16 protein-coding genes are annotated in these 16,483 nt (G+C 68.7%); 8 read left to right on the top strand and 8 right to left on the bottom strand.

The annotated features are described in order from the left end of the window. The first annotated feature begins 22 nt into the window (after positions 1-22). On the top strand, positions 23-724 hold the full coding sequence (locus MU449_RS12380; protein ID WP_244738520.1) for a porin: 702 nt from the start codon (positions 23-25) through the stop codon (positions 722-724). Here the strand turns inward: MU449_RS12380 and MU449_RS12385 are convergent. Genes MU449_RS12385 through MU449_RS12395 form a run of 3 tightly spaced genes read right to left on the bottom strand, consistent with a single transcriptional unit; the run spans position 721 to position 4,701 of the window. Continuing rightward, positions 721-1,839, bottom strand: coding sequence for a TIGR03862 family flavoprotein (locus tag MU449_RS12385; RefSeq protein WP_244738521.1), 1,119 nt, complete (start codon positions 1,837-1,839; stop codon positions 721-723). The two genes, MU449_RS12380 and MU449_RS12385, sit on opposite strands and share 4 nt — an antisense overlap. Continuing rightward, positions 1,836-3,170 (bottom strand): TldD/PmbA family protein, encoded by a 1,335-nt coding sequence (locus MU449_RS12390; protein WP_244738523.1) that lies wholly within the window; start codon positions 3,168-3,170, stop codon positions 1,836-1,838. Before MU449_RS12390 ends, MU449_RS12385 begins: the two co-directional genes overlap by 4 nt. A 52-nt stretch (positions 3,171-3,222) precedes the next feature. Further along, the gene (locus MU449_RS12395; RefSeq protein WP_244738525.1) at positions 3,223-4,701 is read right to left on the bottom strand and encodes a DUF2125 domain-containing protein; all 1,479 of its coding nucleotides are present in this window, start codon (positions 4,699-4,701) and stop codon (positions 3,223-3,225) included. Positions 4,702-4,782: 81 nt separating this feature from the next. Between MU449_RS12395 and MU449_RS12400 the strand changes: the two genes are divergently transcribed. Continuing rightward, complete coding sequence (locus tag MU449_RS12400) at positions 4,783-5,523, top strand: SDR family oxidoreductase (RefSeq protein ID WP_244738527.1); 741 nt, start codon at positions 4,783-4,785, stop codon at positions 5,521-5,523. A 29-nt stretch (positions 5,524-5,552) separates the two neighbouring features. On the opposite strand, the gene MU449_RS12405 is transcribed toward MU449_RS12400, so the two are convergent. Beyond that, on the bottom strand, positions 5,553-7,769 hold the full coding sequence (locus MU449_RS12405; RefSeq protein ID WP_244738529.1) for a DEAD/DEAH box helicase: 2,217 nt from the start codon (positions 7,767-7,769) through the stop codon (positions 5,553-5,555). Between the two features lie 213 nt (positions 7,770-7,982). Here MU449_RS12405 and MU449_RS12410 point away from each other — a divergent pair, with 213 nt between their 5' ends. Genes MU449_RS12410 through lpxK form a run of 3 tightly spaced genes read left to right on the top strand, consistent with a single transcriptional unit; the run spans position 7,983 to position 10,429 of the window. Next, positions 7,983-8,228, top strand: coding sequence for a DUF4170 domain-containing protein (locus tag MU449_RS12410; protein ID WP_244738532.1), 246 nt, complete (start codon positions 7,983-7,985; stop codon positions 8,226-8,228). Positions 8,229-8,240: 12 nt separating this feature from the next. Beyond that, positions 8,241-9,428 carry a 3-deoxy-D-manno-octulosonic acid transferase gene (locus MU449_RS12415; protein WP_244738534.1) on the top strand — a complete coding sequence of 396 codons (1,188 nt, stop codon included), beginning with the start codon at positions 8,241-8,243 and terminating at the stop codon, positions 9,426-9,428. Then, a complete protein-coding gene (gene lpxK, locus MU449_RS12420; protein WP_244738536.1) occupies positions 9,425-10,429 on the top strand; it encodes a tetraacyldisaccharide 4'-kinase in 1,005 nt (334 codons plus the stop codon). The genes MU449_RS12415 and lpxK overlap by 4 nt, the downstream gene beginning before the upstream one ends. Here the strand turns inward: lpxK and MU449_RS12425 are convergent. Continuing rightward, positions 10,390-11,013 (bottom strand): DsbA family protein, encoded by a 624-nt coding sequence (locus tag MU449_RS12425; RefSeq protein WP_244738538.1) that lies wholly within the window; start codon positions 11,011-11,013, stop codon positions 10,390-10,392. The two genes, lpxK and MU449_RS12425, sit on opposite strands and share 40 nt — an antisense overlap. 1 nt (position 11,014) lies before the next feature. Continuing rightward, positions 11,015-11,548 (bottom strand): DUF721 domain-containing protein, encoded by a 534-nt coding sequence (locus MU449_RS12430; protein WP_425310487.1) that lies wholly within the window; start codon positions 11,546-11,548, stop codon positions 11,015-11,017. Between the two features lie 85 nt (positions 11,549-11,633). Between MU449_RS12430 and MU449_RS12435 the strand changes: the two genes are divergently transcribed. Together MU449_RS12435 and MU449_RS12440 are read left to right on the top strand one after the other, a co-directional pair. Beyond that, the gene (locus tag MU449_RS12435; protein WP_244738542.1) at positions 11,634-12,698 is read left to right on the top strand and encodes an A/G-specific adenine glycosylase; all 1,065 of its coding nucleotides are present in this window, start codon (positions 11,634-11,636) and stop codon (positions 12,696-12,698) included. Then, the gene (locus MU449_RS12440; protein ID WP_244738544.1) at positions 12,695-13,333 is read left to right on the top strand and encodes an exopolysaccharide biosynthesis protein; all 639 of its coding nucleotides are present in this window, start codon (positions 12,695-12,697) and stop codon (positions 13,331-13,333) included. The genes MU449_RS12435 and MU449_RS12440 overlap by 4 nt, the downstream gene beginning before the upstream one ends. A gap of 70 nt (positions 13,334-13,403) precedes the next feature. Here MU449_RS12440 and MU449_RS12445 read toward each other — a convergent pair whose 3' ends face one another. Continuing rightward, positions 13,404-14,507, bottom strand: coding sequence for a site-specific DNA-methyltransferase (locus MU449_RS12445; RefSeq protein WP_244738546.1), 1,104 nt, complete (start codon positions 14,505-14,507; stop codon positions 13,404-13,406). Between the two features lie 113 nt (positions 14,508-14,620). Continuing rightward, on the bottom strand, positions 14,621-15,235 hold the full coding sequence (locus MU449_RS12450; RefSeq protein WP_244738548.1) for a ribonuclease HII: 615 nt from the start codon (positions 15,233-15,235) through the stop codon (positions 14,621-14,623). 138 nt (positions 15,236-15,373) lie between these two features. Between MU449_RS12450 and MU449_RS12455 the strand changes: the two genes are divergently transcribed. Continuing rightward, on the top strand, positions 15,374-16,468 hold the full coding sequence (locus MU449_RS12455) for a carboxynorspermidine decarboxylase (RefSeq protein WP_244738550.1): 1,095 nt from the start codon (positions 15,374-15,376) through the stop codon (positions 16,466-16,468). Positions 16,469-16,483 lie beyond the last annotated feature (15 nt).

Here is a 16,483-nt window from a genome sequence, read left to right on the forward strand (position 1 = left end):
AATATAAAAACGGAGCAGTGATATGAAACTTCTTGCCTCCAGCGCCGTGGCGCTGGCGCTGGCCGCCGCACCGGCCATGGCCTTCCAGTTCACCGGCGGCAATGCCGAACTCAGCTATTCCGCGTTCACCGACGACATGGATTATTCCAAGGCGGGCCTGTCGGGGCAGGCCACCTTCGCCTTCGGTCCGCAACTGGGCGCGCAGATCGACGCGGGCGTGTCGAAGTTCTTCGAGGTGGGCGAGACCGCGCATGATCTGACCCTGCACGGCATCTACAACGTCGCGCCCGAAGTGGCGATGGGCGTGTTCTATGGCGCGGAGCGGATCGGCGGCAATTCCCGCGACTTCTACGGCTTCGAACTGACGCAGAAATCCGCGATGTTCGAGGGGGAGCTGTATCTGGGGCGTGGGGAATCCGTGCGCTATGACGGGATGCTGGCCGGGATCTCCGGCAGCTATAACGTCGCGCCGGAATTCGGGCTGGGCCTGGCCTATGACCGCGCCGACATTCGCGGGCTGGACATGCGCAAATATGCGATCACCGCGGATTACGCGCTCAGCCCCGACATTTCGCTGGGCGCCGAGATCGGGCGGTTCAAGGCCGATCTGGACGAGGTGCACGGGTCGGAAACCTATGTCGGCCTGAACGCCAAGATGTATTTCGGCGGCGGCGATGCGACCTTCAGCCGTCGCGGCGTGCTGGACATCATCCCCGGCCTTTAAACCGTGCGGTTCACCGCGGCACGGGCCGCCCAACGGCCCGTCGCCAGACAGCCGGTCAGGAGGTAGCCGCCCGTCGGCGCCTCCCAATCCAGCATTTCGCCCACGGGATAGGTGCCGGGGCGGGCGCGCAGTTCCAGACCGTCGGTCAGCGCCTCGGCCCGGATGCCCCCGGCGGTGGAGATCGCCTGATCCATCGGCTGCGGGCCGTTCAGCGGAACGGGCAGCGCCTTGATCAGCCCCGCCAGATCGTCGGGCAAGGGGCGGTGGAATTCCTGCACCAACGCGGCGGCCGCCGGGGACAGGCCAAGCTTCCGCAGACGGTTCGCCGCACTGTCCTTTGGTTTGATCCGCGCGGCCAGCGCCGCTGCCGACAGATCCGGTGCAAGGTCCAGAACCAGCCCCGCCCCCTCGCGCAGGGGCCGCGACAGGGCATAGATGCCGCCCCCCTCGATCCCCGTGCGGGTCAGCACGAATTCCGCCCGCACCGACAGGTCCCCCGCGTAAAGGACAGCCCCCTTGATCGGCTGGCCGAAATGGCGCGCCATATGCGGCGACCAATCCACACGAAACCCCATATTCGCAGGGCGGAACGGGGCCAACGGCGCACCGATCCAATCGGCCCACGCCCCGTCGCTGCCCAAGCGCGCCCAGCTTGCCCCGCCAAGCGCCAGGATGGTGATCGGCGCGTCCAGCGCCTGCCGTCCTTCGGGCGTGTCGAAGGCCGTGCCGTCGAACCGCCAGCGGGTCCGCACCTCCACCCCCTGCGTCGCCAGCTGCGCCAGCCACGCGCGCAGCAGGGGGGAGCCTTTCATCGCCACCGGAAACACCCGCCCCGACGACCCGGTAAAGACCTCCTGCCCCAGCCCGCGCGCCCAGTCCTTGACCGCCTCCGGCCCGAAGCCGTCCACCATTCGCCGCATCCAATCGGGAAATTGGGTAACGAAATCGGGATCGTCCTTGGTCAGGTTCAGCCCCGACTTGCCCGCCATCAGGAACTTGCGCGCGACCGAGGGCTTCTGGTCCAGCACGACGACCCGCAGCCCCGCCGCCGACAGCACATCCGCCGCCATCAGGCCCGCCGGACCTGCCCCGATCACCCGCGCGTCGAACGTCATGCCCCGGCCAGCGTCAGCCCCTCGACCAGCAGGCTGGGCACGCGCGTGGACAGGTGGGCACGCGCATCGTTGGCCGGGGTCAGCGACATCAGCATGTCGCGCAGGTTGCCAGCGATGGTCAGTTCGTTGACCGGGAACGCAATCTCGCCCTTCTCCACCCAGAAGCCCGAGGCCCCGCGCGAATAATCCCCCGTGGTGCCGTTGATCGACGACCCGATCAGCGAGGTGACCAGCAGCCCCGTCCCCATCTGCGCGATCAGATCGGCGCGGGTCGCGGTGCCTTGGCTCAGGTCGATGTTCGACGTGGCGGGGCTGGGCGGGGCCATCACCCCCCGCGCGGCCGAGGCGGTGCTGTCCATCCCCAGCTTGCGCGCATTCGCCAAATCCAGCGTCCAGCCGGTCAGAACGCCATCCTCCACGATCGCGCGGCGGCGGGAGGCCAGCCCTTCGGCGTCGAAGGGGCGCGAGGATCCGGCGCGCGGGCGGGCCTGATCCTCGATCACCGACAGGCCCTTCGGCAGAACCGGCTGGCCCAGACGGTCGCGCAGCCAACCGCCACCCCGCGCCACGGTCGCACCGTTCACCGCCTGCAACAGATGCCCGATCAGGCTGGAGGCGATGCGTTCATCGAACAGGACCGGAAACGCGCCCGATTTCGGCTTGCGCGCGCCGGTCCGCGCCAACGCCCGTTCGGCGGCCAGCGCGCCCACCACATCCGCCCCCGGCAGGTCGGCCTGAAAGATGCGCGATTCGCCAGCCCAGTCGCGCTCCATCCCCGTGCCGCTTCCTGTGAAGGCCACGGCGGACATGGACCGCGACGTGCGCCCGTATCCGCCCGAAAACCCGTTGGTCGCCGCCAGCCACGCCGACCGGCGGCTGTAGGAGGCGCTCGCCTCCACCTGCGTGATGCCGCGGATCAGCGCCGCCGCCTCCACCGCGCGGGCGTCGCCCTCAAGATCGGCGGCAGAGGGTTCGGGGGCCGGATCGGCCAGGTCCAGATCGGCCCAGTCCCGCACGACCTGCGCCGGATCGGCCAAGCCCACATACGGATCCTCGGGCGCCTCGCGCGCCATGGCGACGGCCCGTTCGGCCGCCATGGCAAAGCTGGTATCCGACAGATCCGAGACGGACACGCAGGCCTGCCGCCCCCCGATCAGGACGCGCAGGCCAACCTCGACCGACTCCGCCCGTTCCGCCTGTTCCAGCGCGCCGCCGCGAATGTCCACGCCGACCGCGCTCTGGTCAATGGCGATGGCGTCGGCCTCGGTCGCCCCCGCATGGCGGGCCGCATCCAGAAGGCGGGCGGTCAGGGTTTCAAGACGGTCGGTCATCGGCATCTCCTTCATCGGGCCAGAGGTAAGCCCCCCGGCCCGACAGGACAAGTCACTGCAACCGCTGGCCGTTCACCAGAAGTTGCCCGTTGCGCATCTCGATCCGGGATTCGACCGCATCCTCCTGCCCCGTCACGGGGCGGGAGAACATGCCCAGCATCATCCGCGCGCCAAGCGCCTGCTGCTCGGGCAAAAGCCCCGCGGCGATGGCGTTGTCGATCAGCGCGTTGCCGCCCTTCAGCATCAGGTTCAGCGTGCCGTTCACCGTCGGGGGCGCTTCGGGATTGGTGTTGCGGTCCGGGCCCGTCACCGTCCCTTCGCCCGTGCCGGTCAGTTCGGCCCCGGCCAGACGGATCAGCAATTCGTTGATGGTCACGTCGGTCGGCGCGTCCGGCGCGGGGTTTCCTTCGGTCGGCATCACGCCCCGGCCCGACAGGTCCAGCGCGATGTCTGCCGGGTCGCGGGGCAGCGCGCCGTTCGGGTCGAACGCGTTCCACATCGCGTCGGACGCCGTCACCTCCGACAGGCGCAGGGCAAGCGCGAACGGCTGCGGATCGTTCGACTTGGCCACCGGCATCGACGTGGTGGACGTCGCCCGGCCCATCCGCAGATCGACCGGGAACGGGATTTTCCCGCCCCGCATCGTCAGCGTCGCATCAGCCGTGTCGCTGGAATAGACCATGCCCTCGGGCGCCGCGCGGAAATTCAGGGTGCCGGTTCCGCTGGTGCCCTTGCCTTCGGTCGTGGTGTCCGGCGCATCGATGCGGAAATCATAGGTGGAGCTGTCATAGGCAAACCCCGCCTGCATCCGCATCCCCCCGGCCACCGCCTCCGCCAGATCGCCGCCTCCCATGGCCCCCATGCCGGTGCCGGTGCTGGTCACGCTGACCCCTTTCAGGTGATAGTTCAGCGCCCCGCCGTTCTGCGCCTCGCCCCCCGTCATCGCGATATCGGTCGTGTCGGCGGTCATGGTCGACTGCACCTCGTCGCCCGACAGGTAGGAGCCTTCGACCGCGTTCATCACCGCCTCAAGCCCGAAGGCCACATCTTCGCCGCCTTCCGTCATGTCGTCGACAGTGATTGCCAGCGTGTCGGCGTCATAGTCATAGCGGACCGCGCCCGGATCGCCGCTGGCCCGCATGACAAGGCCCGCATTGCGCAGGTTCACCTTCATCGTCAGGGGTTCGGGGTGGGGCGTCTCCAGCGTCGCCTCCGGCACGACCGTCAGCGTCATGGGATAGTCGGGCGATGCGGTGACCTCCACCGTGCCGCCTTGGGCTTCGCGGAAGGTCAGCTGGTCGATCGTGCCATTCATCGTGGCGCCGTCCTTGTCCGACGCCACCTTGACGTTGCGCACGATCAGCGCGTCGCCCTCGCGCGTGGTGGATTCGGCGGTCATGTCCTGACCCCAATTGCGCGAGGTGGCCTGCCAATCCTCCCACACCTGTTCGGGCGTCACATCGGCCCATGCGACCCCTGCCGAGACGCAAAGGGCGATCAGACTTGCGCCCGTCCGTTGGAAGCGTTTCATCCGTTGACCTCCCGAAGAAAAAACATGGACATAAGGTTGTGCGCCCTGCGGCAAGGGTCAAGGGCGATAAAGGAGGCGAATATGGACATGACGGGCAAAGTGGTGGCGATCACCGGCGCGGGGCGCGGGATCGGGCTGGCCGCGGCGCAGGCCTTTGCGGCGGCGGGCGCGCAGGTGGTGATGCTGGGCCGCGACACGGGGGCGCTGGCGCGCCACGCGCCCGCCGGGGCCTCGACCTTGGCCTGCGACGTGGCCGACTGGGATCATGTGCAGGCGGCGGTGGCCGACATCGCCGCACGGCACGGGCGGCTGGACGTGTGGATCAACAATGCGGGCACCATCGACCCGATCGGCCCTTTGGCGACGGCGGACCCCACCGACTGGGCCCGTGCGATCGACGTGAACCTGAAGGGGGTGTTCCACGGCTTTCGCGCCGTGCTGCCGGTGATGCGGGCGCAAGGGGGCGGGACGGTGCTGACCGTCGGCTCCGGCGCGGCGCATCGTCCGTTGGATGGGTGGAGCGCCTATTGCACCGCCAAGGCGGGCGCGCTGATGCTGACCCGCGCCGCCCATCTGGAGGAGGCCGAGCACGGCCTGCGCGCCATCAGCCTGTCGCCCGGCACGGTGGCCACCGACATGCAGCGGCGGATCAAGCAAAGCGGGATCAACGCCGTCAGCCAGATTGATTTCGCCGACCATGTCCCGCCCGAATGGCCCGCGCGCACGTTGGTGTGGATGTGCGGCCCCGGGGGCGACGCCTGGCTGGGGGCAGAGGTGTCGCTGCGCGATGCGACCATCCGCGCGGCGGTTGGTTTGGCGTAAAAAAGGGGGCGCGAACGCCCCCCGATCCCTCAGCCCTTTTTCGGCGGGGTGAACCGCTTCGACGTGTCCTTGGCGTCGAATTTCGGCTTGGCCCGCGTCGGACGGGCGTCGGCCCCGGCGGTTTTCTTGAAGCCGCCCGTGCGGGGGCCGTTGCCATAGGGCTTGTCGCCCCCATGGCTCTTGAAGCCTTCCGAACGCGGCTTGTCGCCGGGTTTGCCGCCATGCGACTTGAACCCGGTCGAGCGCGGTTTGTCGCCATCGGCGCGGGGGCCATGGCTCTTGAACCCGGACGAACGCGGACGCTCGGCCTTTTCGGCGCGATCATCGGCCTTCCAGCGGGGCTTCTTGTCCTTTTGGAACGCCTCGCGCGGGAGGGCGTCCTTCCCGTCCTCGGGCGACCAGCGGGGGGCATCCTCGTCGACAAAGCGCGAGGGCTTGGGCTGGTAGGGGGCCTTCTCACGCGCCGGACGGGCCGGACGGTCGCCATAGGGCGGACGCTCGGACCGCTCGCCATAGGCGGGACGTTCGGTGCGGGCGGGACGATCTTCGCGGAAAGACCGCTCCTCGCGCGGGGCACGGGCGGGGCGGTCGTCACGCGACGGACGGGGGCCGCGATCCTCGCGCGGGGGGCGCGGCGGACGGGCGCCGCGTTCGGGGCGGTCAAAGGACGGCTCGCCGGCCATCCGCTCCATCTCGATGCCGTTTTCCACCGTCAGGCGGTCGCCGAACCGGGGGGCCGCCGCCTTGGCGATCTGCACGAAGCTGACCTCCTGCTGGATGCGGATCGCGCCGATGTCGTTCTTGGTGATGCCACCGGCCTCGCACAGCTTGGGCAGCAGCCAGCGGGCCTCGGCCCGGCCCGTATGGCCGACCGACAGCTGGAACCAGACCGAATCGCCGAACTCGCCCCGGTCGCGCGGGGCGCTGGCCCCGGCGGGGGCCGACACGTCCGTCAGCACCTCGGGGGCCGAACGCCCCTCTCGCCACAGGCGGATGAAGGCGGCGGCGACGCTTTCCGCGCCGAACTGTTCGACCAGCGCCTGCGCCAACGCCGCTTCCTCGCCCGCCGGGGCAAGGGCCGGGTGGTTCACGATACGCTCGTCATCCTTGGCCTGAACCTCGTCGGCGGACGGGGGGTTGCCCCATTCGGCCACGACCTTGGCCCCTTGCAGCAGGCGCTGCGCCTTGCGCAATTCGGCCTGCGGCACGATCAGCGCGGACACGCCCTTGGACCCCGCGCGGCCCGTCCGGCCCGAACGGTGCAGCAGGGTTTCCGAATTCGACGGCAGGTCGGCATGGATCACCAGCTCCAACCCCGGAAGGTCGATGCCGCGCGCGGCCACGTCCGTCGCGATGCAGACATTGGCCCGCCCGTCGCGCAGGGATTGCAGGGCGTGCGTCCGCTCCTGCTGGCTCAGCTCGCCCGACAGCGCCACGACCTTGAACCCGCGATTGCCCATGCGGGCCAGCAGGTTGTTCACATTCGCCCGCGTCTTGCAGAAGACGATGGCCGTCTGCGCCTCATGGAACCGCAAGGTGTTGAAGATCGCGTTTTCCTTGTCACGCGACACGACGGAATAGGCGCGGTATTCGATGTCCCCATGCTGCTTGGCCTCGCCACCCGCCTGGATGCGCAGGGCGTCGTTCTGGAAATCCTCGGCCAGGGCCGCGATCTCACGCGGGACAGTGGCCGAGAACATCAGCGTGCGGCGATCTTCCGGCGCGGCGGACAGGATGAATTCCAGATCGTCGCGAAAGCCCAGATCCAGCATCTCGTCGGCTTCGTCCAGCACGGCAGCGCGCAGGCCCGACAGGTCCAGCGACTTGCGTTCGATATGGTCGCGCAGACGGCCGGGCGTGCCGACGACGATATGCGCGCCACGGTCCAGCGCCCGCTTCTCGGTCCGGTAATCCATGCCGCCGACGCAGGTGGCGATCACGGCGCCCGCTTCGGCATAAAGCCATTCCAGTTCGCGCGCGACCTGCAGCGCCAGTTCGCGCGTCGGCGCGATGGCCAGCGCCAGCGGCGTGTCGGCGAACAACAGGCGGTCCGCGCCGTTCAGGATCTCGGGTGCCATGGCCAAGCCGAAGGCCACCGTCTTGCCCGACCCCGTCTGCGCCGACACCAGGGCGTCGCGGCCCTGCACGTGTTCGGCGATGACGGCGTTCTGCACCTGCGTCAGCGTGGAATAGCCCTTGGCTTCCAGCGCCGCGGCCAACGGCCCGGCGATCAATGTCGTATCCATAATGTCTGTTCCCAAAGGGGGCGGCAGCGCCGCCGGTTCAACCGGCCATCCATCCCCCCGAGAGGCAGTGGCCCATTTCCACCGCACCGGACCGTTCAGGCCGAAGGGGCGACCTCTACATCCCCCGCGCCCGAATGTATAGCCCCCGCACCAACTTGAAGCCCGCCGGGCGGCGGGTTACGTTGCGCCATCATCCGGCCAGCAGGAGGCACCATGGCGCAGCGGCTTCACCTCGTGTTCGGGGGCGAACTCGTCTCCCCCTCGAAGAACGTGTTCCGGGACATGAACGAGATCGACATCGTCGGCATGTTCCCCGACTATGACAGCGCGTTCAAGGCGTGGAAGGGTGCGGCGCAACGCACCGTGGACGACGCCCACACCCGTTACTACATCGCCCATATCCACCGCCTGCGGGACGAGGCGCAGCCCGCCTCCCCCACGGAAGAGCTGGGCATCTGATCCAGACCGGACATGGCCCATTCGTTCGGCCTTTCGCTTTACGCCGCAACACAGCGGCGTGAGCCCGGTGCGCCCGACCCCCGTCCCCGCCCCGCGGGGGCGCTGGTCTGGGTGCACGCCCCGACCGTCGACGCCGCGCGCCCCCTGACCGAACTGGCCCGGCGGCTGGCCGAGGAGCAGGACCGCACCGTCCTCATGACCGGCGCGGAAGGGCCGCCCCCCCCGCCCAAGGGGGTTCTGCGCGCCGATCTTCCGGGCGAGGGGCGGGCCCAGATCCGTGCGTTTCTGGACCATTGGCGGCCCGATCTGGGCCTGTGGATGGAGGGGGACCTGCGCCCCGCCCTTCTGGCGGACGCCGCGGCGCGGGGCATTCCCCTGATCTTCGCGGATGCACAGCACGCCCGCCTGCCCGACCGCGCGCGCTGGTTCCCCGGCCTGACCCGCGCCACCATGGGCCATTTCGCCCATATCCTGACGCTGGATGACGCCGCATCGCGTGCCTTTCTGCGCGCGGGCGCGGATGAGGGCCGCGTGAAGGTCGCAGGCCGCATGGAGGAGCCGCACCTGACCCTGCCCTGCACCGAGGCGGAGCGCGCGGAACTGGCGCGCACCATCGGCGCGCGCCCGGTCTGGCTGGCCGCCTGCCTGCCGCAGGTGGAGGAGGACGCCGTCATCGCCGCCCATCGCTCCGCCCTGCGCCTGTCGCACCGTCTTTTGCTGATCGTCATGCCGGAAAGTGCCGACCGCGCCGCCGAACTGGCGCGGCGGATGGAGGCGGCGGGCCTGTCCGTCGCCCAGCGCGCGCAGGAGGATGACATCCACCCCGAAACCGAGGTCTATATCGCCGACCACCCCGACGAACTGGGCCTGTGGTATCGGCTGGCCTCGATCTGTTACGCGGGCGGATCGCTGACCACCGGCGCGCGGCGCGATCCGCTGGAGGCGGCGGCGCTCGGCTCCGCCCTGATCCACGGGCCGAAAGCGGGGATCTATGCCGCGCCCTTCGCCCGGCTGGCGGCGCGGGGGGCGACGCTGCCCGTCACCCAGGCCAAGGGGCTGGGCGACGCGCTGGCCGACCTGATGTCGCCCGAACGGGTCGCCGCGTTGGCCGGGGCCGCATGGGACATGGCGTCCGATGGCAGCGAGGTCACGGACCGCGTGCTGGACCTGATCGACCGCATGATCGAGGAACGCGCATGACCGCCCCCGCCTTCTGGTTCACCCCGCCGGACCGCCCGGCCTGGCCCGCGCGCCTGCTGTCGCCCCTGGGGGCCGCCTATGCCGCCGCCACCGCGCGGCGGGTGGCGCGCGCAGGATGGCGCGCCCCGGTGCCCGTGATCTGCGTCGGCAACCTGAACGCGGGCGGCACGGGCAAGACGCCCACCGTCATCGCCCTTCTGGACCGTCTGGCGGCGCGCGGGGTGGCCGCGCATGTTGTCTCGCGCGGCTATGGCGGGTCGGAGGCGGGGCCGCTGCGGGTGGCGGGTCAGGGGGCGGACCGCGTGGGGGATGAACCGCTGTTGCTGGCCGCCTTCGCCCCCACATGGGTGGCCAGGGACCGCGCGGCGGGGGTGCGGGCGGCCGTCGCGGCCGGGGCGCAGGCCATCGTGCTGGATGACGGCTTTCAGAACCCCGCCGTCCACAAGGATATGTCGATCATCGTCGTCGATGCGGCCAAGGGGTTCGGCAACGGGCGCTGCCTGCCCGCAGGGCCGCTGCGCGAACCCGTGGCGGCGGGGCTGGCGCGGGCCGATCTTCTTTTGTCCATCGGCCCGCCCGCCGCACAGGCGGGGTTCACGGGGGATTGGTCCGTCCCCCATCTGCGCGGCGCGCTTCAACCGCTGGATACCGGCGTGTCATGGGCGGATGCGCCGGTGGTGGCCTTTGCGGGCATCGGCCACCCGGAGAAGTTCTTCGCCACCCTGACCGATCTTGGGGCAAGGCTGGTCGCCGCCCACCCCTTGCGCGATCATCAGCCCCTGACCCCCGCCCTCCTGACCCGCCTGACGGCGGAGGCACAGGCCAAGGGCGCGCGGCTGGTCACGACGGAAAAGGACGCGGTGCGTGTGCCCGCGTCCTTCCGGTCATCTATCATGACCCTGCCCGTGCGTCTGGCGCTGGACGATCCGGCCCCGCTGGACGCGGCGCTGGACCGCGCGCTTCACAGCTCGGCGTCGATCAGCTCTTTCAGGTCGGCATAGCTCATGTTCGAATGCTTGGCCCCGTTGACGAAGATCGTCGGCGTGCCCTCGACGCCGTCTTCCTTCACGTTCGCCTCGTAATTCTCGACCAGCGCCTGCGCCATGGCCCCGTCCTGCATGCACTGATCCATCGTCGCGTCATCCATGCCCGCCGTGCGGCCGATCCGCTTGAGGTTCTGCACCACCACCGCCGGATCGGACGACCCGGCCCATTCGCGCTGCTGGTCGAACAGCATGTCGGACACGCCGAAATATCGCATCTCGCCCCCACAGCGGGCGATCATCGACGCCCACAGGCCATAACGGTCGAAATACACCTCGCGGAAGATGAACTTCACCTTGCCGGAATCGATGTAATCCGCCTTCAACTTATCGAACACGTTGGTGTGGAAATCGGCGCAATGCGGGCAGGTGTAGGAGGCGTATTCCACGATGGTGACCGGCGCGTCGGCCTGGCCCAGCACCAGTTCCGGCACGGTGGGGGCGGTCTGTTCGCCGGCGGGGGCGGTATCTTGGGCCAAAGCGGGCAGGGCCATGCCCCCCAGGGCGGCGGCCAGCGCCACGGCGGCAAGACGGATTTTCATGTCAGGAGCCTTTCTTCGATTGCGCCATGCGCGTCAGATAATTGCGGGTGAGGGATTCGAGCGCGCGGCGCAACCCCTCGTCTTCCGTGCCGGTCGCCATGTTCGCCGCCTCCGCCTCGACCTTCGGGTCGGGCGGCGCGGGGGCCTTGGGGATGGCGGCGAAGTCGGCCTGCCCCCCGTCGAACCCCGTGGGGGCCGTCTGCGTCAGCACGACGCGGCTGATGGCGGCATATCCATAACAGGCGTTCACCTTGCCGATCAGACGCGGTTTTTCCATCTCCACCATCGGGGCGTGGGCGGACCGCACCAACAACGTCAGCGTCGCCCCGAACCCGTCGCGCGGATAGCTGACCTTCACGGGCCGCGTCACCCGCGCCAGATCCGGCCCGACGATCTCGGCCCAGGCGGTCAGCAACCGGGTGACGGCGAACCCGCGCGTTTCCCCCGCCGCGCGTATCCGCTCCTTCAACAGCGCGGATGCGGGCTCGAACCCGCGAAAGCGGCGTTCGGTCCGGGGGGGGGCGGGTTTGGCCATCTGGCTCCTCGGGCGGGTCATGACTATGTTATGCGGTGGGGTCCGGCGTGATGCCAGACACATACCGCGAAGGATGGCGTAAAACTTGCGTGACGAAAACCTGAGCCGACCGCTGCTGGACTGGTATGACCGCCACGCCCGCGACCTGCCTTGGCGCATTCCGCCGGGGTCGGACGTCCGGCCCGACCCCTATCGCATCTGGCTGTCCGAGGTGATGCTGCAACAGACGACGGTGGCCGCCGTCCGCGCCTATTTCGCGCGGTTCACCACGCGCTGGCCGACCGTGGCCGATCTGGCCGCGGCGGAAGATGCCGAGGTGATGGCCGAATGGGCGGGCCTTGGATATTACGCCCGCGCCCGCAACCTTCTGGCCTGCGCGCGGACCGTGGTGGCGGATCACGGCGGGGCGTTTCCGGGCACCGAGGCGCAGTTGCGCGCCCTGCCGGGCATCGGCCCCTATACCGCCGCCGCCATTGCGGCCATCGCCTTTGACGAACCGGCCGTGGTGATCGACGGCAATGTGGACCGCGTGATGGCCCGCCTACGCGCGATCGACACGCCCTTGCCCGCCGCCAAGCCCGAGATCGCCCGTGCGGCGGCGGCGCTGACCCCCGCCGACCGCCCCGGCGATTACGCGCAGGCGGTGATGGATCTGGGGGCCACGATCTGCACGCCCCGCGCGCCGGCCTGCGGCATCTGTCCGTGGATGGCCCCCTGCGACGGGCGGGCGCGCGGTATCGCAGCCGACCTGCCGCGCAAGACGGCGAAAACCACAAAGCCCACGCGCAGTGGCACCGTTTGGCTTGTCCGGCACCCGGATGGCCGGTGGCTGGTGGAGGATCGCCCCGCGCGCGGCCTGCTGGGCGGCATGTGGGGCTGGCCCGGAACCGGCTGGGATGTGGCCGGCGGAACCGGGGCGGGCGGGGACGCCCCCCTGACCGCCGACTGGCGCGATCTGGGCACGGTGCGCCACACGTTCAGCCATTTCCACCTGAGCCTGCGGGTGCTGTTCGCCCCCCTGCCCGCCGGGGCCAATCCCGAGCGTGGCAGCTTCCGCCCCCTGACGGGGCGCGAACTGCCCACCCTGATGCGCAAGGCCCACGCCCTTGCGGTGGAACCGCCCCCTCCTTCGGGCATTGACGGGCCATGACCCAGCCCCCCGTCGCCCCGGACCGTATCGCCCCGGACCATATCACCCCCGACAACGACCTTCAGGACATCGTGGCCAAGCTGCGCGATCTGGGGGGCCATCGGGACGATGTCTCCATCGCCGACATGCGCCTGACCATAGGCGAGCGGAGTTTCGGCCCGATGCTCGCGATCCCCGCCCTGATCGAGATCAGCCCCATCGGCGGCATCCCCGGGGTGCCCACGGTCATCGCCCTCATCATCACGCTGGTGGCGGCGCAGATCGTGTTCGGGCGCAGGCATCTGTGGCTGCCGGGGTTTCTCGACGATCGCACCGTGACGGGGGACAAGTTGCAGGGCGCGATGGACTGGCTGCACCGCCCGGCGGGCTGGATCGACGCCGTGCTGCGCCCCCGCCTGCAGATCGTCGCCCGCGGCTTTGGCCTGCGCATCGTCGCGGCTTTGTGCATCGGACTGTGCGCGACCGTGCCGCCGCTGGAACTGGTTCCCTTCGCCTCCACCCTGCCCATGGCCGCGATTGCGCTGATGGGGCTGGGGCTGATGGCGCGGGACGGGGTGGTGATCCTGGGGGCGGCGGCGATCTCGCTGGGCAGTTTCTGGTTCGTCGCGCGGACGGTGGCGGGCATCACGACATGAAAAGGCCCCGCCGTGGGGTCACGGCAGGGCAAGGGCGCGCGCTGGCAGACGCGCGCAGGAACGGGAAATGTCAGACCATCTCGGCCCGGATCTGCTGGCGCAGCGCGTCGATGGGGATGAGCTTGCCCTCGCGCTGGATGTGCCAATAGGTCCAGCCGTTGCAGGAGGGCGCGCCTTCCAGACGGGCACCAACCTGATGGATCGAGCCCTTCACGTCATCCAGACCGACCAGCGTGCCGTCGGCGCGGATCTTGGCCGTGTGACGGTTGCCGACGGAATAGAGATTCTCGCCCGGACGCAGCATTCCCCGTTCGACCAGCGTGCCGAACGGCACACGGGGTTCGGCGCGCTTGGATCCGGTGACCTCCAGCGCCGCCGCCTCGATCGGGCGGACGCGGGAAATACGCTCGGCCGCGATCTCGCGATAGGTCTCCTCCCGCTCGATCCCGATGAAGTTGCGGCCCAGCATCTTGGCCACCGCCCCCGTGGTGCCCGTGCCGAAGAACGGGTCCAGCACGACATCGCCCGGATTGGTCGTGGACAGGATCACGCGGTGCAGCAGCGATTCGGGCTTCTGCGTCGGATGCGCCTTGTCGCCATTCGCATCCTTCAGGCGTTCATGCCCCGTGCAGATCGGCAGCACCCAGTCCGAGCGCATCTGCGTGCCCTCGTTCAGGGCCTTCATCGCCTCATAGTTGAAGGTGTATTTGCTGTTTTCGGACTTGGAGGCCCAGATCAGCGTTTCATGCGCATTGGTCAGACGCTTGCCGCGGAAATTCGGCATCGGGTTCGACTTGCGCCATATCACGTCGTTCAGCAGCCAGAACCCCTGATCCTGCAGCGCCGCACCCAGGCGGAACACGTTGTGATAGCTGCCGATGACCCAGATCGCGCCATTGGGCTTCAGCACCCGGCGTGCGGCGCGCAACCAGTCGTGGGTGAAGCGGTCATAGGCCTGGAACGAGGCGAACTGGTCCCACGCATCGTCCACCGCGTCCACCTTGCTCATGTCCGGGCGATGCAGGTCGCCGCGAAGCTGCAGGTTGTAGGGGGGATCGGCGAAGATCAGATCCACGCTCGATTCGGGCAGGGCATCCATCGCCGCCACGCAGTCGCCTGCAAGAATATCGTTCAGCGGCAGCGTCACTGCTGCCCCGCGCGCGGGTTTCGCCATAAATCTGCCTCATGATGTCCGGCTTTGCGCCGTGTCTTGTGGATAAATCATGGGGCAGAATTGGGGGTAACGTCAATTTATATAATGAATCAACGTGTTAGCTATTTCGCTTGTCACAACATCTTGTGGATGGTTTTGAACGAACGCCTATGATGTGGGGTTATCCCCAGGGTTTGCAGTCCGCGCTGATGATCTGCCGTGGGATAGCCTGCGTTCCGTTCCCACCCGTAACCGGGAAACTGTGCGGCCAATTCCGTCATTAGCCGGTCGCGCGCCACCTTGGCCACGATGGAGGCGGCGGCGATCGACAGGCATCGCGCGTCGCCCTTCACCAGCGGCACGCAGGGCAGCCCCAGATCGCGAATCGCAAGATTGCCGTCCACCAGCACGCAACAGACCGGACCCAGACCGGCCACCGCCCGACGCATGGCCAGATGGCTGGCCCAGAGGATGTTCAACTCGTCGATCTCCTCCACGCTGGCATGGGCGACGGACACCTCGGCCACGGCCCATATCTCCGCCTCCAGCGCCAGACGGCGCGCGGCGGTCAGCTTCTTCGAATCGTTCAGCCCCGCCGGAATGCGGGCTGGATCCAACCGGACGGCGGCGGCGGTGACGGGACCGGCCAGCGGGCCGCGCCCCACCTCGTCCACGCCCGCGATTCGGATGTGGCCTTGGGTCAGGGCATGGGTCTCATGCGTGAAATCGGGGGTGGTGGGCAGGGTCATGCGCCAGCCCTACGCCCCCGCGCCGGGGGCGGCAAGGCGTCACACGCCTGTCACCGCAAAAGGGCAAAACGCTTGCACAAGGGGGGGCGGGACCCTATGTGTGCCCCCTGATTTTTTGCCCCGAAGCGGAGGCGTGCGATGCCCCAGACGCCCTATTACCGGATCGACCTGGCTGCGGTGAAACGCAACATGGCGGTGATCGACCGTCTGTGCGCCGCGTCCGGCGCAAAGGCCCTTCTGGCGCTGAAATGTTTCGCCACATGGCCGGTGTTCGACACGATGCGCGACCACATGGCCGGCACGACCTCCTCCAGCCTCTATGAACTGCGCCTGGGGCGGGAAAAGTTCGGCAAGGAAACCCACGCCTATTCCGTCGCGTGGAGCGAGGCGGAAATCGACGAGGCGGTGTCCTATGCCGACAAGATCATCTTCAATTCCATCGGTCAGCTGGACCGGTTCGAGGGCAATGCCGCGGGGATCGAGCGCGGCCTGCGCCTCAACCCCGGCATCTCCACCTCCGGCTTCGATCTGGCGGACCCCGCGCGGCAGTTCAGCCGTCTGGGCGAATGGGATGCCGACAAGATCGCGGGCGTGATCGACCGAATTTCCGGCTTCATGATCCATTACAACTGCGAGAACGGCGATTTTGACCTTCTGGATCGGCAGTTGACCCAGATCGAGGAACGCTTCGGCCACCTGTTTGCCCAAGTCGAATGGGTCAGCCTTGGCGGCGGCATCCATTTCACGGGCGAAGGCTATCCGGTGGACGCCCTCGCCGCGCGGCTGAAGGCGTTTTCCGACCGTTTCGGCGTGCAGGTCTATCTCGAACCCGGCGAGGCGGCGATCACCAACACCGCCAGCCTTGAGGTGACGGTCTTGGACATCCTGAACAATGGCAAGGATCTGGCCATCGTCGATTCGTCGGTCGAGGCGCATATGCTCGATCTGCTGATCTATCGCATCGCGGGCAAAAGCCTGACCACCGGCCCCCACCGCTATCAGGTCTGCGGCAAGTCCTGCCTTGCGGGCGACATCTTCGGCGAGTTCGACTTTGCCCAGCCCCTGACGGTGGGCGACCGGCTGTCGATCGCGGACGCCGCCGGCTATACCATGGTCAAGAAGAACTGGTTCAACGGCGTCAACATGCCCGCCATCGTTCTGGTGGACGACGACGGCACCGAACGCACCGTGCGCGAATTCGGCTTTGCCGATTACCGGGCCAGCCTCGGCTGAGCCCCCCTTCCCTCT

Source organism: Falsirhodobacter halotolerans (genome assembly GCF_022899245.1).
Taxonomy (GTDB): domain Bacteria; phylum Pseudomonadota; class Alphaproteobacteria; order Rhodobacterales; family Rhodobacteraceae; genus Falsirhodobacter; species Falsirhodobacter halotolerans.